At 46.6% G+C, this 18891-nt stretch carries 18 protein-coding genes; 5 read left to right on the top strand and 13 right to left on the bottom strand.

Translation table 11 applies throughout. The features are described 5' to 3' along the window. Positions 1–1135: 1135 nt before the first annotated feature. From ADU23_RS03015 to ADU23_RS03035, 5 genes are all read right to left on the bottom strand, one after another. A complete protein-coding gene (locus ADU23_RS03015) occupies positions 1136–1954 on the bottom strand; it encodes an SPL family radical SAM protein (protein WP_053372392.1) in 819 nt (272 codons plus the stop codon). Continuing rightward, a complete protein-coding gene (locus ADU23_RS03020; RefSeq protein ID WP_053377436.1) occupies positions 1951–2445 on the bottom strand; it encodes a methylated-DNA--[protein]-cysteine S-methyltransferase in 495 nt (164 codons plus the stop codon). Before ADU23_RS03020 ends, ADU23_RS03015 begins: the two co-directional genes overlap by 4 nt. 7 nt (positions 2446–2452) lie before the next feature. Beyond that, positions 2453–3052 carry a bifunctional transcriptional activator/DNA repair enzyme AdaA gene (locus tag ADU23_RS03025; RefSeq protein WP_231637300.1) on the bottom strand — a complete coding sequence of 200 codons (600 nt, stop codon included), beginning with the start codon at positions 3050–3052 and terminating at the stop codon, positions 2453–2455. Between the two features lie 111 nt (positions 3053–3163). Continuing rightward, a complete protein-coding gene (locus ADU23_RS03030) occupies positions 3164–4213 on the bottom strand; it encodes a M42 family metallopeptidase (RefSeq protein WP_053372394.1) in 1050 nt (349 codons plus the stop codon). A 125-nt stretch (positions 4214–4338) separates the two neighbouring features. Further along, the gene (locus tag ADU23_RS03035) at positions 4339–5199 is read right to left on the bottom strand and encodes an SDR family NAD(P)-dependent oxidoreductase (RefSeq protein WP_053372395.1); all 861 of its coding nucleotides are present in this window, start codon (positions 5197–5199) and stop codon (positions 4339–4341) included. A gap of 180 nt (positions 5200–5379) precedes the next feature. Between ADU23_RS03035 and ADU23_RS03040 the strand changes: the two genes are divergently transcribed. Beyond that, complete coding sequence (locus tag ADU23_RS03040; protein ID WP_053372396.1) at positions 5380–5805, top strand: MerR family transcriptional regulator; 426 nt, start codon at positions 5380–5382, stop codon at positions 5803–5805. 105 nt (positions 5806–5910) lie between these two features. Here the strand turns inward: ADU23_RS03040 and ADU23_RS03045 are convergent, their stop codons facing one another. Then, complete coding sequence (locus ADU23_RS03045) at positions 5911–7683, bottom strand: glycoside hydrolase family 36 protein (protein WP_053372397.1); 1773 nt, start codon at positions 7681–7683, stop codon at positions 5911–5913. A gap of 198 nt (positions 7684–7881) precedes the next feature. Between ADU23_RS03045 and ADU23_RS03050 the strand changes: the two genes are divergently transcribed. Then, the gene (locus tag ADU23_RS03050) at positions 7882–8742 is read left to right on the top strand and encodes an AraC family transcriptional regulator (protein ID WP_053372398.1); all 861 of its coding nucleotides are present in this window, start codon (positions 7882–7884) and stop codon (positions 8740–8742) included. A gap of 68 nt (positions 8743–8810) precedes the next feature. Here ADU23_RS03050 and ADU23_RS03055 read toward each other — a convergent pair whose 3' ends face one another. Both ADU23_RS03055 and ADU23_RS03060 read right to left on the bottom strand, forming a co-directional pair. After that, positions 8811–10049 (bottom strand): Nramp family divalent metal transporter, encoded by a 1239-nt coding sequence (locus ADU23_RS03055; protein ID WP_053377437.1) that lies wholly within the window; start codon positions 10047–10049, stop codon positions 8811–8813. A 275-nt stretch (positions 10050–10324) separates the two neighbouring features. Beyond that, the gene (locus tag ADU23_RS03060; protein ID WP_442950642.1) at positions 10325–11194 is read right to left on the bottom strand and encodes a formylglycine-generating enzyme family protein; all 870 of its coding nucleotides are present in this window, start codon (positions 11192–11194) and stop codon (positions 10325–10327) included. 238 nt (positions 11195–11432) lie between these two features. On the opposite strand from ADU23_RS03060, the gene ADU23_RS03065 reads away from it, so the two are divergent. Beyond that, positions 11433–12632, top strand: a complete 1200-nt coding sequence (locus tag ADU23_RS03065; protein WP_053372400.1) for an ROK family protein — start codon at positions 11433–11435, stop codon at positions 12630–12632. Here the strand turns inward: ADU23_RS03065 and ADU23_RS03070 are convergent. Next, the gene (locus ADU23_RS03070; protein ID WP_331459219.1) at positions 12629–13165 is read right to left on the bottom strand and encodes a chromate transporter; all 537 of its coding nucleotides are present in this window, start codon (positions 13163–13165) and stop codon (positions 12629–12631) included. The genes ADU23_RS03065 and ADU23_RS03070 overlap by 4 nt on opposite strands. Positions 13166–13178: 13 nt before the next feature. Then, entirely contained in the window at positions 13179–13814 is a 636-nt protein-coding gene (locus ADU23_RS03075; protein WP_053372401.1) for a chromate transporter, read from the bottom strand. Between the two features lie 382 nt (positions 13815–14196). Here ADU23_RS03075 and ADU23_RS34165 point away from each other — a divergent pair, with 382 nt between their 5' ends. Together ADU23_RS34165 and ADU23_RS03085 are read left to right on the top strand one after the other, a co-directional pair. After that, positions 14197–14472 (top strand): VanZ family protein, encoded by a 276-nt coding sequence (locus ADU23_RS34165; protein ID WP_053372402.1) that lies wholly within the window; start codon positions 14197–14199, stop codon positions 14470–14472. A 305-nt stretch (positions 14473–14777) separates the two neighbouring features. After that, complete coding sequence (locus ADU23_RS03085) at positions 14778–15428, top strand: amidase domain-containing protein (protein WP_053372403.1); 651 nt, start codon at positions 14778–14780, stop codon at positions 15426–15428. A 318-nt stretch (positions 15429–15746) separates the two neighbouring features. Here the strand turns inward: ADU23_RS03085 and ADU23_RS03090 are convergent, their stop codons facing one another. Genes ADU23_RS03090 through ADU23_RS03100 form a run of 3 tightly spaced genes read right to left on the bottom strand, consistent with a single transcriptional unit; the run spans position 15747 to position 18881 of the window. After that, positions 15747–17048, bottom strand: coding sequence for an ABC transporter permease (locus tag ADU23_RS03090; protein ID WP_053372404.1), 1302 nt, complete (start codon positions 17046–17048; stop codon positions 15747–15749). Continuing rightward, positions 17041–17946, bottom strand: coding sequence for an ABC transporter ATP-binding protein (locus ADU23_RS03095; RefSeq protein WP_053372405.1), 906 nt, complete (start codon positions 17944–17946; stop codon positions 17041–17043). Before ADU23_RS03095 ends, ADU23_RS03090 begins: the two co-directional genes overlap by 8 nt. Next, positions 17943–18881, bottom strand: coding sequence for an ABC transporter ATP-binding protein (locus ADU23_RS03100; RefSeq protein ID WP_053372406.1), 939 nt, complete (start codon positions 18879–18881; stop codon positions 17943–17945). Before ADU23_RS03100 ends, ADU23_RS03095 begins: the two co-directional genes overlap by 4 nt. Positions 18882–18891: the final 10 nt, after the last annotated feature.

The following is an 18891-nucleotide window of genomic DNA, read 5'->3' on the forward strand; positions in this document are numbered from 1 at the left end:
CTGTTCGACATTATTCGCGAAGCCTGATTTTGCGCATATTTTCTCACATCGTAACGTTAGATTTACATTAAAAAAAAATCATAATTCAGTATTTCGCTCAAAAACACCAACACTTAACTGCTAAAAACGTACATTAAACAGATTTGACCCTTACTTTTTCGGATTTTTGACTTCCATGCTGTACAGCCATTCAGGATTTCCTTCCATGAATCGGGATAAATATAAAGCTTCAAAAGCACTGTAATTGCACCGTAATCGCGTTGGATCTCATTCCAAAATAACTACCTCCTCCTCCTCTCCAAACGTCCTACTAATGCCGAATTTGGCGAAAGAAAGCGCATGCATACCTTGGAGTCACGACTGCGGGGAGCTGGTGTTTTACGCAGTTTAACTGTGTAGGGAGGACATAGAACCGCTGATGACATGCTGATCAACAGCCCGTCTACGATTAGTGGTTAGTGTGCTGCTGACGGTAGTAGCGCTCATCGCAAACTTTCTCCGCTTGATGGGCACAGTGCTGCTATCAACTATCGCTCATCGCACACTTTCTCCGCTTGATGGGCACAGTGCTGCTATCAACTATCGCNGCACAGTGCTGCTATCAACTATCGCTCATCGCACACTTTCTCCGCTTGATGGGCACAGTGCTGCTATCAACTATCGCTCATCGCACACTTTCTCCCCATAGTGGACACATCGCTGCTTTATATAGTCGCTTATTGCCTCCTTTCTCTACAAACGATCTACCTTTAATAGAAGGAACTCCAAGCGGGAGTCGTTCCATGCTTTCTATATCTACTTGTGGGGCAGCACAATGAGCACCAATCCAATACTTTCACACCACGTTACAATTAGAAGGAATTTCTCCAGCTAATATCGCTACAAACGACCTTTTTTTCGCATTAGCATTAGATGGAATTTCTCCCGTTAATCCGCTCGATTTTGCCCGTTGAGGGCATTTTCGCTTAGATTAACGGGAGAATTTCCAGTTAAATCAATTTCCAGCTCCATCTAGAGTAAATTAACGGGAGAAATTCCCGGTAATTCCACAAGCCACTTCTCCCCCCAACTAAAAAAGGGCTAGCCACGCAGCCAATGAATAAGCCTGCTGCGGGCTAACCCCCAATCTCACCTATTAAGGCGCAAATCCCTCTTGGCTCAGATAAATCTGATCCTCAGGAAAAACTCGCCTAAGCCGGTCGTATACGATCCGGTATGCGTCTTTCGAAAACCACTCCTCTAAACCTAGCTCTGCATAAAGCCTGTCTATGCCGAGACTTCGCGTTCTTCGCCCGCCGCTGCCGTCTCCCATAAAAAAATCATCCACGCAGACACGGTTGACCAGCGCTTTTAACCTATCCGGGAAGGCTTCGCTGCTTGGCAATATCGGCGCGATAGTCGCTTGAACGGGTACACCCGCTTCCGCCAGCAGCTGCAGCGTCTTTAATCTCGCCGCAATCGGAGGCGCAGCCGGCGAAAAATGTTTGCGTACATCCTCCAGATCCGTCTCGACGGTCATGCTAACCCGTACCTTGTCTCCCAGCTGCAAAAGCAGATCTATATCTCTATGGACGAGCGGACTCCTTGTTTGTACGAACAGAAAGTCCGGCGGGTCTTCAACCATTACCTCAAGCAGCGATCTCGTTACCTTTTCTGTATGTTCAATAGGCTGATAGGGGTCCGTGCTCGATGACATAAAAATCGTAACCTTTCCTTTGCCCTTCGCGCGGTGCAGCTCCTTCCGCAGCAGAGCCGCGGCTCCCATTTTCACGTCTACCCACGTTCCCCATTCTTCCTGACGGAACGTAGAAACCGGCATCTGCCGAACATAACAGTACGAGCAGCCAAACGAGCAGCCGGTGTAGGGATTAAGCGAGTGGCTGTACCCCTCTAGATAACCTGTGCCTTTATTAAGAAGCGTCTTCGGGTTTTTATATAACAGCGCCGTCTTCATGCATCCCGTTCCAGCTGCAGGAGCTGGGTCTTCATCTCTAAGCCGCCCCGATAACCGGTGAGCGAGCCGTTTTTGCCGATTACGCGGTGGCAAGGCACCGTTATTAAAACCGGGTTTGCCCCAATAGCTGCCCCTACCGCTCGAACGGCTGCCGGCTTTTGAATATGGTTAGCGATATCCGAATAGGACTGGGTTTGCCCATATGGAATTTCGCTAAGCGATTTCCACACCGCAAGCTGGAACGATGTCCCGCGAAAATCAAAGGGAATCGTAAACGCTTTGCGGCTTCCTTCAAGATATTCGCTCAACTGTGCCGCATATGGCTGCAGCTTCTCATCGTCCCGAACAAGCTTGCTGCCGGGGAACTTCACATCAGCCCAAGCGGCCAGCTCCTCGAACGGTTTATTTTGCGATCCCACAAAGCATAACCCCTGAGACGTCGCGGCAACATACATGCTCCATTTTCCATGAACGAGCAAAGACCAATACATAAACGAACTAATTTTCTCCGTCACCTTGCGGCACCTCCGTCGCATCGTTGTTTGGTTTGGAATGACGATAATCATTTGGCGTACGCCCGGTCTTCTTCTTAAACAGCGTAATAAAGTAGGAGGTGTTTGCCATACCGACATTCAACGCAATATCCGAAACAGCTCGGTCCGTGTGGGCAAGATACTCCTTAGCTTTCGTTATTCTCGTCTGCTGTATATACTCAACGGGCGTCATTCCCTTCATTCGCTTAAAAGTACGCTGCAAATGATAAGGGCTGCCATGACACATATCCGCCAGCGTGTCGAGGGTCAGTATTTCTCTATAATGGCTGTCAATATATTGCGTAATGATATCGACCCACTCGTCATCCGGCATTCGCTCACCAGTCGGCTTGCATCTTTTGCATGGGCGAAAATGAGCGGAACGCGCTTGCTCCGCATTTTCAAACAGCCTGACATTTTCTTTATTCGGAGCTTTGGACTTGCAGGAAGGCCTGCAAAAAATGCCTGTCGTCTTCACCGCATAAATAAATCTGCCGTCATAAGAAGCGTCATTGCTTATAATCGCCTGCCACTTCTCTTCCGGTATTCGTTCCTCCGCCTTCATTCCTCCCACCTCCATACCACACAGTATACCCCCATAACTGGTATGCTGTACGCTTTATGGAATGTAAAAGCAAGATATCAAAACTGATCGCTTATCCGTATTTTCCGAGTGTTATTCCATCACATAAGCAAGCAGCAAAGCCGCCGTGTTAACGACAGCATCCATATGCGTTCTTTCCATGCCATGCGATGCATGAACCCCTGGCCCGATCAAGGCTGCGCGAATATTGCTCCCGCCGCGCAGCGCCGCAGATGCGTCAGAGCCATAATGCGGATAGATATCAACGGCATACGCGAGCTTTTCACGTTTAGCCAGTTCAATTAGCCGCGAGGTCATCTCATAGTCGTAAGGTCCGGTCGAATCCTTGGCGCAAATCGATACATCCAGCTCCGTTGCGGAGAGATCGTCGCCGAGCGCACCCATATCGACGGCAATCATTTCCGTAATATCCGAAGGGATATAGGAGCTTCCGTGCCCAACTTCCTCATAGGTAGATAAAATGAGCTTAAGCGTATGGGTAGGCGTTTTCCCTTCGCGCTTCAACCATTCCATGAAGCCAAGCAAAGCTGCTACGCTCGCTTTATCGTCCAAGTGCCGCGATTTAACAAAGCCGTTTGGAAAAACACGGACTCTAGGGTCCCATGATATGAAATCGCCAACGGATATGCCCAGCTTCTCCGTATCTTCCTTTGTTTTCACCAACTCGTCGATGCGAATTTCCATATTCGCTTCCTCGCGCTTAAAGTCTCTTGCATCCGAGTATACATGCACAGAAGCTTTCGTAGACAAGACGGTTCCTTCGTATGTTCGGCCGTCACGCGTGTGAATGACCGCATACTCGCCCTCAACCGTATGCATCATATAACCGCCGATCGGCGTAATGCGCAGCATGCCGTTTGGCTTAATCGAACGAACCATCGCGCCAAGCGTATCGAGATGCGCCGTGATGCCGATCACTTCGCCCGTCTCTTTGCCCGGAATGGTAATCATCCCGTTCCCTTTAGGCGTAATCTCAAGCGAATAGCCTAGCCTTTCCGTCTCAGCCTTTACATGCTGGATAATTGCCATGCAGTATCCGCTAGGGCTTGGTATATTCAGCAAAGCTTCTAGTTGATTGACGATATATTCGCGGTCTAACTGTGGTGCGAGCGGTGTAGTCATAAATGGAGTCTCCTTATAAATAGGGATGGCTGAATGAACGAAATCATCCATTCTGCTTATACTTCCATTTTACCTGATTGAATGACAGGATCAAACTGCCCGGACCGAGCTGCAGCTTCATTTAATTATTTCCGTGCAGTGTCTGCCGCAAATTCCTGCTCATAAATCATCCTTACTTTCTCCAACACCTTGCCGCCTTGCTCGGTAAAATGAAGCTCCGTTTGGCGGCCATTCATCATGTATGCGCCTGACTTCACTTTATTTTCGCCCAAAGCAGCATGGTACAGAAGAGCAGCCCCTTTGCTTGGATGAGAGAAAAAAAGCTTAATAATCGGTCGCATAAAAAAAGGTATCCCCGACTTTTGCCCCTTTCTCATCGTATTGTTTCCTCCCGGATCTACGCTATAAATCTTTATGCCATCGCGCGCAAGCTGCGGAGCGATCTCCCTTGACCATAACGAAAGCGCCAGCTTCGAGGTTGCATAAGGCCCAAACAGCATAGTGAAATCGGTCGGACGCTCCAACGTGTCAGCATCAAACCGTTTGCGAAATTTAAAAGCGTTGGAAGAGGTATTCACAACGGTTTTCAAAGCGCCTTTTTGCAGATGCTCCTTCAGCTCCATTAAAATAATGTACGGAACGACCGTGTGCAGCTCATAATGCAGCTCGCGCTCCTGCTTTGAGAAGGTCGGCTCGGCGAGGCTGCCGCCTGCGTTGTTGAACAGCAGATCAATCTTCCCTTCCTCCGCTTTGATCCGGTTCAAAGCATGCCTCAAGCTATCGAAATGAGCTAAGTCCGCTTGATAGATCCGAAGCTTTTTTTCGCTAATCGACGCTTGGATCAGCTTGTCGTCCTCTGGGAATGCTGAACGGATCAAAGCAATGATTTCCCAGCCGTCAGCCAGCATTTTCCGAGTAAGCTCCAGACCGATTCCATTGCTTGCGCCTGTTATAAGAGCGGTTCGACCATATCCTGTTTTGTTCATTCTAATTGCCTCCACCACTGTTTTTTTCGATTCCATCATCGATGAGATGTGCTCAGTGTATAACTTGGAGCCGACTCGAAGTCAAGCGCGCCATTTAGCAAAAAAACGAACTTGACTTGGAGCTGACTCCAAGTTATATAATCTACACATAAAAGCGTGAGCAAGAGGAGGTTGAAACGTTTGAATGAGGCTAACGGCTACTCCATTAAGGAAGCTGCAGTACGTGCCGGCTTAACGGGGGATACGATTCGATATTACGAGAAAATCGGCTTGCTGCCGCGAGCGGAGCGCAAACAAAACCAGCATCGCGTGTATCGTTTGGAAGATGTTGATACGATGAAGCTCATTACCTGCTTGAAAAAAACAGGCATGCCTTTAGAGGATATGAAGCCTTTTTTAAACCTGTCTTCCGATGCTGATATTACCGAATTTCCAGAGCTCCATGACATGATGCTGAACCACAAAAACAAAATCATTAGTCAAATCGATTCCCTGCAGCAGGTTGTCGATTTTATCGATACTAAATTAAGCAAACAAATGGCTGAAGAGCAAGCCTGCTCCCTCTCCGGAGAAAATGTCCGCATGCCGCTGGGCTCTGCGAAATAAGGAACCTTGCAGCGGAATACAGCAAAGAGGGTGTCTCCCAAGGCATAAGCCTGAAGACACCCTCTTTGTTTAAGATCGGAACCTCATTTTCCAATAGTCGTTAGGTTAGACCGATTCCAGTATTACGAGGCCGGAAGGCGGAACGCTTAGCGATAGCAAGCTTTGCTCGCCATCTATCTCAAATCCGCTAACCGCTACGCCCATGCAATCAAGTATGCGAACCTTTCTAGCTCCAATAGGCTTAGCCGTCTCCACGATCAACCGATCACCGCGCGTCCCGTTTACGACCACGATTTTTTGCGTAGCAGCAGCATCAATCGAAACAACGCAATCGTTATATACGGCCGTAATGGAACGGTCATGATTGCGTGCAGTCACAAGCGGGAAGAGCTGCTCAGGATGCTGAGGCTGCAGCTGTCCATGCATCAACACGTCACGGTGTTCGCGCCAGAAGGAAAGCCAGAAGGTCAGCATATCCAGATGCTTCTGCGGAAGCGTCTCTAGGCGAACGGAAATTTGCGGCACCGCAAACAAAATGTTGATTAATTGAAGCGCTGCGCTGTCTACCGGCTCGTTCGGATTCCACATGATCATATCGGCATGCGCCGCCGTATCGCCGCATAATAACCGGATGTCGAGCGTGCGGATTCGGTTTTGCACCGCATCGTTTGGACAATCCCCCGCACGGAATAGGTTGCCGTACTTCCGCATAAGCGGGCTGATATAGGGCTGACGGAACTCAATCATGATGTCGGGCTTTATTGCGCGCAGACGCGACATGACATCACTTAGAAGCACGTCCACCGCTTGCGGCACCGAGGCGATATCGCGACCCGGATCAGCGCTCTCGTTTTCCTGCTCCTGCTGCTGGAATACATCGACAAAATCAAGCTTGAAACCATCCAAATCCCAGTCCAGTAACGCTTTCTCGTATATGCTGATCAAATATTCCCTAACCTCCGGATAACGCGGATCAACGACGCCAGCGCCCAGGTGATCCATTTTGTAGAGCAATTTATTTTGGAATCGAGTCCAAGCCTCGCTGTTTACTCCAATGAAAGGTACCGAATACCAAAGCAAATATTTGAGGCCCATTGCATGCACGCGCCCAACATGTGCTTTCATATCGATCATCTTCTCCTCGCATACCTGCCAGTCCCCGCAAAACGCATAACCTCTGGCATTGTCTGCCGTCTGCCAGCCGTCATCGACGATGACCGATTTGCAGCCGATCGAAAGTGCAAGGCGGCACTGCTCCTCAATGGCTTCCGGCGTCAGCTCCTGATGGAAGCTATACCATGTGGAATACATAGGTTCAAGCGCCTCTGCCGGCACACGGGAAGGCTTATTCGACTCGTATTCACTCCACCATTTACTCACATCACCCAAACAGGTGTAATAAGGAATTTCGCGAATATCAATCCGAAGCTCCGCTTCATATGAAGCAAGCTCCGGAGTTGGCGTGTCGAACATCGCAACGATGCAGTTAAAATCAGAGGTCTCTTCGTGGAGGCCGGCATCGTACTTAATGACGTTCAGCACATCGGAAAAAGCAAAGGTCAGCCTGTTAACTCCCTTTCCGCCGAATAAACTGACTACCGGAGCGGAGCTGGTCGATTTGGAATCCAGCAGCGGGATCCAATCTGCCCGAATCGATTTCTGATACAGAGCGTTTGGATGCCATACGCCTTGCACGTCTATAACGGGATGGCTAAATTTTAAATTGAATATGGGCGGCACGGCCGGAGCGTCCGCTTCTATTTTCACGCGTACAATTTCAATGCCTTCGGATTCGCGTTCAACCGAAAGCGTTGCGCGGAATACGGAGTCCACGCTCTCAAGCTTATATTCATATAACCCTTTAGCGGTAAGCTGCATGCTGTAAAGCCTCCCTGAGCTTCTATTATTTTTGAGATTATTATATCTCCTGAATGGGTTGAAGTTATAGAGAGTATTGTGTTTAATAGTAGTTATATTGTGTTATTATTTTAATCTAACCATTGCTTTATCGCTTATATGACTAGTAACTTTGTGCTATTTTTATCCAATCGCAGCTTACGAAAAGAGGGATTCAGGTTGGAAAAACAATTTACGGAACATTTTCTGATCGGTCGCTTGGAAACAGATATTCGGCTTCACTACTGCGGACTGGAGCAATGCCTTCCTTCTCATCAGAATGGTCCGGTCATGCGCGATCATTTTTTGCTCCATTTTATCGTTAGAGGCTCCGGCATCTTTACGATGGACGGCTGCGATTACAAGCTGAAAGCAGGAGACAGCTTCTGCATGTATCCCAATCAGCCGGCCTCCTACCGCGCGAGCGAGACGGACCCTTGGACGTATTATTGGGTCGGAATTGACGGGCAGCTTGCTTCCAAGCTGCTTCATTCGGCAGGACTGACCGTTCAATCGCCTACCCATTCGCATCTCGAGCCCGCGCGAGCGGAGAAATTGCTGGCCGAGCTGCTCCAGCATTCCGCTATCAATGATCTTGCTGCCGAAACCTACTGCTGCGGATTGTTGCTGCAAGTATTCTCAACCTTCCTGAACAGGCAGAAGGAATTGCAGCAGCCGCAGCGCAGCGGAGGAAGAAACAGCAACGAGTTATATGTCGCGCAAGCAGTAAAGTTTATAGAAGAGCATTATCATAAGCGTATTTCGATCTCTGTCATTGCCCGGCAAGTCGATTTGGACCGTTCCTATTTCACCAAGCTGTTCCATGCCCAAATGGGTGTCTCCCCCCATGAATTTCTAATCCGCTACCGGATGGAAAAAGCTTGCCTCATGCTGAGCCAGACGAACCTTCCTGTGCAATTAATTGCAAGCAGCGTCGGTTTCGATGATGCTGCTTATTTCGGCAAAGCTTTTATCCGCCGACTTGGACTATCGCCAACCTCTTTCCGCAAACGCAGCTTTTCTCCTCAAGCATACGAATGAACACAAAAATCCCCTGAGAAGATCGAAGCACGATCTTCTCAGGGGATTTGCTGCTTTCTATCCTGCCTTTAAAAATGAGTCAACGTTTGGAACAGCAGAAAAACATTTAAAGAAATGATTACAAGCGCTATTGTCCATGCTAACACATTCGTTACTTTATGATTCACAAGGCTGCCCATGATCTTCTTATTGCTTGTAAACATAATGAGGGGAATCAGCGCAAACGGAATGCCGAACGACAAAATAATTTGGCTGATCACGAGCGCCGTCGTTGGATTTACCCCGATCGCGATGATGACAATAGGCGGAATGACGGTAATGAGCCTTCTTAAATAAAGCGGAATTCGCCGTCTAATGAACCCTTGCATAATAATATCCCCGGACATGGTGCCCACTGCCGAGCTTGCGAGTCCTGACGCCAACAAACCAATTCCGAATAAGATAGCGGAGAAAGGACCGACAAGATCGCCGAATTTAGTAAACGCCACGTCCAAATCCTGAACATTCAACCCGTTTTTGAAAAATAAAGCTGCAGCAACGATGAGCATGCTCGCATTAACCACACCGGCTATGATCATTGCGATCATAATGTCAATGAATTCAAAGCGGAAAATCCGTTTGCGTTCACCTTCCGTTCTCCCTACAATCCTCTTCTGAGTCAATGCAGAGTGAAGGTAAATGGCGTGAGGCATAACCGTCGCCCCTAAAATGCCGGCAGCCAGCATCACGCTGTCTACGCCTTTAAACTGTGGAGTGAACAGCCCGTTAAGAATTTCTCCCGTATTCGGCTGTGAATATAAAACCTGCAGGCCAAATGCTAAAACCACGATAAATACCATGCCCATGATTCCCGCTTCCAGCGAGCGGAATCCTCTGCGCTGCAGCTCAAGTATGGCAAAGGAGCCGATGGCTGCTATGATCGCGGATGGCAGCAGCGGAATGCCAAACAATAAGTATAAGCCTAACGCCGCGCCTATAAATTCGGCAAGGTCGGTCGCGATGACGACTAGCTCCCCTTGAATCCATAACCCAAACGAGACTGGTTTAGGGAAATTTTCGCGAGAAACCTCCGGAAGATTTTTTCCCGTTGCAATTCCTAATTTAGCCGATAACGCCTGAATAAGAATAGCCATTAAATTGGATACTAGCACCACCCAAAGCAGCATATATCCGTATTGGGAGCCGGCAGCAATATTGGTGGCAAAATTACCCGGGTCAATATACGCTACGCCGGCGATAAAAGCAGGGCCAAGAAACGGCAGCAATTTTTTGAGGCCTTTCGTTCGTCCTGATAACAACTCATTCATTGACTGTTCTTTGGCTGCTTCGTTCAATCAGAACATCTCCATTCTCATTTATGTCTAGAACATTGCACGAGGTAATGTTTCTTTGATCAACGACAAAATGTTTCCTTAGGTAAAATTATATGTGGGCATCGTCAATTTAGCAACACTAAGCTGATAAAGTTTATTGTTGCCTATTTCCAATAGTAAAAAGCATGCTTTATAACTCTAGCATGAAGTAGAAAAAAACCAGCAGGATCAATGGTTTGATCTTGCTGGTTTGATTATGTAGCTTCTCCTTATAATGGCCGTACGACACGAAATCCGCAATTTCCAGTCGAGCTGTCCGGCGTATTCGAGCTTCTCGCCGCTACTCTGTAGCGATTGCAATAGGACCTATGGCAAAGATACGAGCCGCCCCGCATGGAGCGATTGCCTGTAGGCTGGTTGAAGATCGGATTTTCACTTGCCGTTTGGCGGTGATAGGCGGAACTGAACCAATCCTGGCACCACTCCCACACATTGCCCGACATATTGTACAGTCCATAGCCGTTTGGTTCATAGGCATGTACTGGCGCGGTTCCGACGTAGCCGTCGCTCCCATTATTTTTGACCGGAAACTTCCCTTGCCATATATTGCATCGATGCTTGCCATCCGGCTTCAACAAGTCGCCCCAAGGATACGTTTTTCGTTCCAATCCCCCGCGCGCCGCATACTCCCATTCTGCTTCTGTCGGCAATCTTGCCTCTGCCCAGCGGCAATAGGCTTCGGCATCATGCCATGAAATATGGACGGCGGGATGATCCATCCTATCATCTATTGAAGAACCTATACCTTCCGGCGCTGCCCAGTACGCTCCTTCTGCGACAAGCCACCAAGGCGCGCCTTGCGGCACGTTAGTTGCCCGTCTCTTCGTCTCTTCGGAGGCTAGCAGGTGAAAAACAAAGGACCAGCCAAAACGTTCGGCCTCCGTCACATAACCTGTTGCTTCAATAAAAGCCTGGAATTCTGCGTTTGTAACCGCGTATGGAGAAATCTGAAACGCATCGACAGTCACCTGCCTGGCAGGGCCTTCCCCATCGGCCGGGAATCCGTCCTGCGCGTCAGTACCCATCGTAAAAGTTCCCGCTGGAATGACAATCATATTTTCAAAAGCAGGCCTGTCCATGATCTGGTTTTTTTCGCCCGAAAATAGTGGTCCATCCGTGCTTTGGGGTCCAGCTTCTCTTGCTGCAGCGCAGCATGATGGCCGTTTATCCATATCTCTATAACCTCCAATGATGAATGCAAATAGGTTGCCGTAGTCCAAACTACAAGTGATATCTGGCTTGCATGCGGTAATTAGGTTATGATAACAACATAATCGTACTTCTTATATTATTAATTAGAGAAGCAGGTAAATAAAGATGGAAAGTGCATTCAACAAACAATCGTCAAAAAATTTACTTTACTACCGGATTGCCGAGCTTGGCATCGTCTCTAAAGCAGATCTTTTATCTTATTTCAAAATGACGACCAGCACGATGAATCGTTTGCTTGATGAATTGCTGGCGGATCAATTAATTATGGAATCCGGGCTTGGGCCATCCAACGGAGGCAGGAAACCTATCCTGTTTCAGATCAATCCCGGATACGGCTACTTTTTCGGATTAGAAATCTCGCGATTCCACTCTGCGCTCGGATTGTTCGATATGAACATGAATCCCATGTCGTTCACCCGGTGGAGAATGGATGAAGACATGACCCCCGAAGTTTTTGTCGCATTGGTCGCCAAAAATATCCGTTCGTTCCTTAAGGACCACCGTTTGGAGCAGCAGCAAATCCTCGGTATCGGGATTGGAGCGGTTGGTCCTCTCGACCGGGGGAAGGGCCTTATTTTAAAACCGTTATATTTTCCTGCCAAAGGATGGACGAATGTCGCCATCTGCGAGCTTTTGACCAATGAAACGGGCATTTCCGCCTATTTGGACAACGGAGCCAATACCGCCCTTTTGGGAGAGCATTGGTCTATTCGTCAATCACAGTCGCAGCATATGCTGTATGTACATGCAGGAGTAAGCTTGCGTTCCTCGATGATGTCATTTGGCAAGATCGTCCATGGTAAAGTTGACATGGAAGGCTCGATAGGTCAAATGATCATTCAAACCGACGGGCCAAGGCTGAGTGAGCAAGGAAACTACGGCGCTTTGGAGGCATTCGTCTCCGTCAACGCGTTGGAGAGACAAGCCCGCATGGAAGCAAAGCTGGATCGGGCTGACATCGTAAAACATTATCATGTCGACCCGGAGCATATCAAGTACGAGATGCTTCTTAGGGAATTAAGGATGGACAACGCCTATGTGCTTGAATTGTTCCATCGGTCTGCCAGATATTTTGGCGTTGGACTCGCAAACCTAATCAATATGTTCCATCCCGATAAAATCATTCTTGGCGGCGCATTGATCAATTCCGATGAGCGGTTTTATAACACAGCCGTTGAGACGGCACAGAAAAACACCTACTATTACCCCGAGTATGAGCCTCAATTCTCCAAGGGGGAATTAAAGGAAGACGCAGTTGCGACCGGCGCCGCCCTTATGGTGTGGAAATCATTAGATATTATTTAAAATAGGACAATGCCCGCAATCCCAGATAAAACAATGATCAGAACGGGATGAAGCTTGTATTTCAATATGGCATAAACGGCTGCTCCGCAAAGCAACACCGTAATTACCGATGTCCAGTCTAATGCTTGCACGGTTTTGCCCGACATCATAAAGTGAATAGCCGCGTATGCCATTAAGCCTAAAATAACGGGGCGCAGCCCATAGAAAGAGGCTTTCAGCCCTTTGCTTCGTTGAAGCTTGTAAAATACTCCAGCTAATATAATAATAACGATTAATGAAGGCAAAACAATGCCAAGCGTACTGGCAATCGCCCCTCCTATACCATAGGTTTGATAACCGATTAGCGTAGCCGTATTCGTGGCAATCGGCCCTGGTGCCATCCCTGCAAGCGAAACGGCTTCTTGAAGCTGCTGCCCCGACATCCACTCCTCCTGCTCAACCTTGTATTGAATGAGCGGAATGACCGCGTAACCTCCCCCGAAGGAAACAAATCCGACCTTCAAAAAGGTTAAAAATAAATGCCAAAAAATCATGCTCCCTCCTCCCTCAAATATAATACTCCGGATAAGTCATCTCTACTTGGCGATGAAAATTCGCGCTTTTATCCAAGATCACCTTTTTCCCCATACTTTCCTTTGCTTTAACGAGAATAATGCCTGCAAATAATCCAGTGACGATAATGAATGTGGGATTGATGTCTGTGAAAAGCAGCAAACCAAGCGTAGAGAGCGCGATCCCGATTGTTGTTTTGTCCACCAATGAGGTTTGGGCAATCTTGAAGGCTGCGACAACAATTAACGCGACGATAGCAGCATGAATTCCTTTAAGAGCCGCTATAACCTTAGGATATTCATCAAACCATCCGTAAACAAAACTAAGGATACACACAATTCCAAACGTAGGCAGCGTTATTCCCGCAACCGCAGCTGCCGAACCATAAACGCCTGCATGCCGGTATCCGATAAAAGCAGCTGCGTTAACTCCCACGCCTCCGGGAGCAGAGCTTGCGATTGAAATCAGATTGTTCATTTCTGCGCGGTCTAACCAGCCTCTTTTATCGACAACTTCCTTTTCAATAGCGGGCAACATAGCATATCCGCCACCAAAAGAAGCGGGAGCTATACAAAAGAACGTCCAAAACAATTCAAAAAGCTTCTTAGCTAACCCTTTTCTGTTATCCATCTTGAACCCCCTCTACCGTAGTACCATTCAATTATAACACCTTTTTTTCATTTTGGAATTATCTATATCTGTAATTGGGCGAATTGACTTAATAACTCTTTGTTTTTAGATACTTTATTTCAATTTGAAACAAAGAAGGGAATGATGATGCGGTTTTAAAGCGAAAAATCGTCGCATAGAAAGAAACCGGAAAGTTCTTACCCACTCAGTCTAGCGAGAATTTTTACTTCTTCAATCGTTTGGATTTTGGTAATATTATCATGTATTAATGATAGTTGTTAGTAACGGAGTGTTAATCATGATATGACAGCGGAGGCAACATAAAAGTGGTTGAAGGGACACTGGTAACGAAATTTTTTTCACACACTACGAGGTGCACAATATGTACAACTTTCTTATTAAACAAAACATAAGATCAGTTTTGATTTGGAGTGTCCTATTTGGTTTAATAATTGAGTCTTCACAATTTTTGATTTCTTGGGTCAACAATGTCGCTTATAGAACCGTAGATTTGAATGATGTTGTTATGAATTTTCTTGGTGTGCTTTTCGGATACATGATATACAGATTATTCAGATTTCCTATTGTTAAAATGATGGACAGCAAAAGCATTAAAAAGTCAGGTTTTTTTGAATATACATACAAACGACTAAGATAAAGCAAAAAACCTTGATGAACCAAGGAATTTGGCCACCAAGGTATTTTAATTCCTCTCCAACCTGCGTCATTGCGGCTTAAGCTTCTTCAATATTGAAAAAATGCTTGCTCCTAATCCAACAATAGAGCAATTAATTTCTGGTTGGAAGCACCATGTCAAGCGTATTCTGAGAATTACCTGCGGAGGTGGATTGTGAGAAACAAACTTATATTCTTGCTTGTAAATGTCGTTTGCTTAATTTATTTATCCTCTTGTTCAATCAAAGGAAATCACACAAGTTATGGATAAATTAGGCAGCATTAGGTATGTGGGATTATATACTTTTCCAAATGAGGTTTTTTACTAGTTTTACGCTTTCATTAGTTTTAGTGGCAACTTTAGTTACCCCGATTTTTGCAGATGAATCAGTTAAAACCCCAGAAAAGATTATTATTGAACATCTAAAACAGCAAGGTAAAAATTACACCGTTGGTAGTGCAGATTACAATATGTACATTCATAATATTCCCTGGAATGTAGATACTTCTCTTTCCAAGCTTCCTGAGTATGATCAACTAGTAATATATGCTATTAATTACGGAAAAGAAAATTTAGATAAACAGATTGTTCAAAAAGATACTAAAGCTAATCAAGACAAAACAGTGCTTTCTGTTCAAAACGTTTTGCCAAGAGCCTCAACAGCTCTCTCTTACAATCGTCAACAGGTTGTGAATTATGCTTATAATTGGACTACAAACGGGGGCACAAAAAGAAATACTGCCTTTGATAACTATACAAACGACTGCACCAATTTTGGTTCGCAAGCTTGGAACGGCGGCGGAAATGTAATGCGTTCTCAGAGTACAGTACCAAGTGGTATTACACAATCGACCTCTTATTGGTACAGTTTTAAAAGAGGGACCTCGTTTGACGTTTCCACATCTTGGATTAGAGTTGTAGAATTTTATGGTTACTAGAGTGGTTATAGAGGTGGTCCAAATAATTTAGACGTAGTGGACAAGCCATTATCCCAAATTACAGGTAATAAATTCTTTTTGTTGCTATATGGTTCTTAATATTTATTAGCTAATTACCGGAAAACCGCCTATCATAATTGATAGGTGTTTTTCCTTAATGCACATCAATTTATTCAACCAAAAAAATAACCCCCGTAAATACAGGCTTTCTGCATGAACACGGGGGTCATATCGGTGAAAAATCATTGTATTTATTGTGATATTAGTACATCAATCGTGTGACAATAGTAGGTGTTACCCACACACATGAACCCAACCCTAAATCTTATAAGCCTTCATCGCTTTACGAAGCTCTTTAAAGCTAGGACGTTTGCCGTACATGAGTACGCCCGTGCGGTAAATTTTTGCCGATACCCATACGGCCGCGTAGATCGTGACGAGCAGAATGCCAATCGATGCCCACACTTCCCACACCGGCGGATCGGTCAAGCCTAGTCTTAGCAGCATAACGAATGGCGAGAAAAATGGCACGAAGGAGGATACCTTCACTAGAATGCTGTCCGGGCTTGAAATGCTGAATATGGAAATGTAGAAGCCTGCAAGCGACAGCATCGTAATCGGCAGCACCGCTTGGCCCAAATCCTCTGTACGGCTGACAATCGATCCAACTGCAGCGAACAACGTTGCAAACAAGAAGTAACCAGTCAGGTAGAATAGTGCCGAGTACAGCAGCAGCATAGGATCAATCTGCGTTAAATCAATATTAAATTGGCCTAAAATTTTATTATTATGCGGCATCTTAACGTTCACGATAATGACGCATACATAGATGGTGATTTGGATAAGCCCCACCAAAAACATGCCTACGATTTTGCCGAACATTTGTTTAAGCGGCGATACGCTCGTAATGAGAAGTTCCATAACGCGCGAGCTTTTCTCAGCCGTAATTTCCGATGCGATCAATTGGCCCGTTATCATAATCGCCATAAACAAGAGGACGACGATGAAATAGACGAGACCCATATTAACCGCTTGCTCTTCCGGTGTCTTGCCTTCGGCAGCATTGCCTTCCGTTGCGGAGATTTGTACCGATGCGATTTCGATTGGCGCATTAAGCAGCGCTAGCTGTTTATCTGTTAAGCCGGCATCCTGGAGAACGGTAGCCTGACGAATCGCTTGTAGACCCGTTTGGATCGAGCTAGTCAGATCAAAAGCCAACAGTTTTTCGGATTTATACGTGATTTCAGGAAATCCGCTGTCAGTCATTTTGCCAAAGGCCAAGTAACCTTTAATGTCTTTGTCCGTAATCGCCTGCTTCAGTTGCTTCTCGTTCTCTGCTTCTGAGCCTTTATCCTCGTAAGGAACAAACTTTACTCCCGGCTTCTCCTGCAATTCGAAATAAGCATTAAGCTTTTCGCCCGTGGCTGAGCCTTCCGATTGCGAGGATTGAATATAACCAATATTAGTCACTTTGTCGCCGCTGCCGAATTGCGAGAAAATATAAGGGAGATTAATAGCGATTGTCATAATAACGGCAATAATAATCGTCGTAATGAGGAACGCTTTGCCTCTGAATTTGTTTTTTAACGTAAAGCCAACAACCGTCCAAAAGTTACTCATGGCTATCACCGCCTACTGTTTTGATAAAGATTTCATTTAGGGTTGGTTCCTTAATCTCGAATCTCGAAATGTTCGTTTGCTCCAAAGCATGGCGCAATATCTCTCCGCCTACTGCCTCGTTCGCAATCCCAACTTCATAGCCGTACTCATGGCGGTTCACGCTGGTAACACCGGTAATCCGCTCAATCTCCGTTACTTCCTTCTCCGTGCTGAGAATGACGCGCTCTTTCGGGAATTGCTTCTTAATCTCCTTCAAGCTGCCCTTTAATACTACATTTGAGCGATGCAAAATGGTAATGTTCCGGCATAGCTCCTCGACATGCTCCATGCGGTGAGTAGAGAATAGGATGCTTGTGCCTGCGTCGCGCAGCTCCTTGACCGTTGATTTTAACAGCTCGACGTTAACCGGATCGAGTCCGCTGAACGCTTCATCCAGTATGACGATTTTCGGAGAATGAATGACGCCGGCGATAAATTGAATTTTTTGCTGGTTGCCTTTAGACAGCTCTTCGACCTTCTTATTGTAATACTCCGGTACCTCGAATCGATCGAGCCACTTTTTCAAGTTTTGCTCCGCGTCCTTCTTCGACATGCCGCGCAGCTGAGCTAAATAAATGAGCTGGTCGCTAACGCGCACCTTCGGATACAGGCCTCTTTCCTCCGGCAAATAACCGAGATTACGAAGCTGATCATTGCTGTAAGCTTTTCCGTTGTACAAAATTTTCCCCTCGTCCGGGTAAATGAGGCCAAGCACCATCCGCATCGTCGTTGTTTTGCCCGCCCCGTTGGCGCCAAGCAGACCGTAGATTTCACCCTCGCTAACCTCTAAGCTAATACCGTTGACAGCTGTCTTATCCCCGTACTGCTTTACAACATCTTCGACTATTAATGGATTCATTTTGTTGCCCCCTTTGTTTCATTCGTTCTTGAGCTTAGCCTATCTTGCATCAGTAACGCATTCATAATTTCATCAAGCTCGAGCGCCTGTCTGCTGACGATCTGATAACCCTCTGCTGCACACCAATCTTCTGCTTCAGCTGCTTTGTTCGTCGTGACGCGATACGTCATTCCACCCGTATGCTCGACTCCGCATTGCCCTGGCATGAATGCTGCCTTCTTCGGAGTCAGGCCGGCGCCGCTGACAAATATCGTAAACCAGCTGCTGAACAATTCGTCTTTCTCATAGATGCCAAGCACCCGTCCCTGAGCCATAAATACGATAAAATCGGCAAGACGCTTCACTTCTTCAATAATGTGGGAACTCATAAGAATGGTACGATCGCCTTGGTCCATATACCGGTGAAGCACCTCGATCATCATCTTCCAAGCAAGCGGATCAAGCCCTGAGGATGGTTCATCCAGCAGTAGAAGGTCAGGATGATGGGCCAGCGATAATACAAACTCGAACTTGCGGCGCATCCCTTTGGACATTTTGCCAAGCATCTGGTTATCGTCGACCTCCAGCAGATGCAGCAGCTCGCGATAACGATTAACATCCCAGTTGTTATACCAGAACCGGTGAAACTCCGCCTTCTCCGTCCCCTTCATGCCATTCTCATGTGTAGAAGACTGGTCATGCAGGTAACCGATTCTTTTCTTCAGCTCTGTTCCCAGTCCCTTCTCCACTTGATGGCCAAGCAGATGAATCGACCCTTCATCCGCTTTGTCAAGATTAAGCATTAAGCGGAACGTCGAGCTCTTGCCAGAGCCGTTCGGACCAACAATAGCTGTGATGTAGCCGCTCGGAATACTCATATGAAGTGGCCCTAGCTTGAAGTTCGAGCGATTCTGCACAACGCCGTCCAGTTGAATTGCGATCGTATCATCTATCATGCGTCCCATC

The sequence above is a fragment of the Paenibacillus sp. FJAT-27812 genome (genome assembly GCF_001273905.1).
Classification (GTDB): Bacteria; Bacillota; Bacilli; order Paenibacillales; family Paenibacillaceae; genus Pristimantibacillus.

Coding starts and splice junctions, on each gene's coding strand:
- ADU23_RS03070 (WP_331459219.1), bottom strand. CDS start 13,165: ATGATTTTTTGGCATTTATTTTTAACCTTTTTGAAGGTCGGATTTGTT.
- ADU23_RS03100 (WP_053372406.1), bottom strand. CDS start 18,881: ATGATAGATGATACGATCGCAATTCAACTGGACGGCGTTGTGCAGAAT.
- ADU23_RS03030 (WP_053372394.1), bottom strand. CDS start 4,213: ATGACTACACCGCTCGCACCACAGTTAGACCGCGAATATATCGTCAAT.
- ADU23_RS03035 (WP_053372395.1), bottom strand. CDS start 5,199: ATGAACAAAACAGGATATGGTCGAACCGCTCTTATAACAGGCGCAAGC.
- ADU23_RS03090 (WP_053372404.1), bottom strand. CDS start 17,048: ATGAGTAACTTTTGGACGGTTGTTGGCTTTACGTTAAAAAACAAATTC.
- ADU23_RS03055 (WP_053377437.1), bottom strand. CDS start 10,049: ATGAATGAGTTGTTATCAGGACGAACGAAAGGCCTCAAAAAATTGCTG.
- ADU23_RS34165 (WP_053372402.1), top strand. CDS start 14,197: ATGTACAACTTTCTTATTAAACAAAACATAAGATCAGTTTTGATTTGG.
- ADU23_RS03075 (WP_053372401.1), bottom strand. CDS start 13,814: ATGGATAACAGAAAAGGGTTAGCTAAGAAGCTTTTTGAATTGTTTTGG.
- ADU23_RS03015 (WP_053372392.1), bottom strand. CDS start 1,954: ATGAAGACGGCGCTGTTATATAAAAACCCGAAGACGCTTCTTAATAAA.
- ADU23_RS03060 (WP_442950642.1), bottom strand. CDS start 11,194: ATGGACAGGCCTGCTTTTGAAAATATGATTGTCATTCCAGCGGGAACT.
- ADU23_RS03085 (WP_053372403.1), top strand. CDS start 14,778: ATGTGGGATTATATACTTTTCCAAATGAGGTTTTTTACTAGTTTTACG.
- ADU23_RS03065 (WP_053372400.1), top strand. CDS start 11,433: ATGGAAAGTGCATTCAACAAACAATCGTCAAAAAATTTACTTTACTAC.
- ADU23_RS03095 (WP_053372405.1), bottom strand. CDS start 17,946: ATGAATCCATTAATAGTCGAAGATGTTGTAAAGCAGTACGGGGATAAG.
- ADU23_RS03045 (WP_053372397.1), bottom strand. CDS start 7,683: ATGCAGCTTACCGCTAAAGGGTTATATGAATATAAGCTTGAGAGCGTG.
- ADU23_RS03025 (WP_231637300.1), bottom strand. CDS start 3,052: ATGAAGGCGGAGGAACGAATACCGGAAGAGAAGTGGCAGGCGATTATA.
- ADU23_RS03020 (WP_053377436.1), bottom strand. CDS start 2,445: ATGTATTGGTCTTTGCTCGTTCATGGAAAATGGAGCATGTATGTTGCC.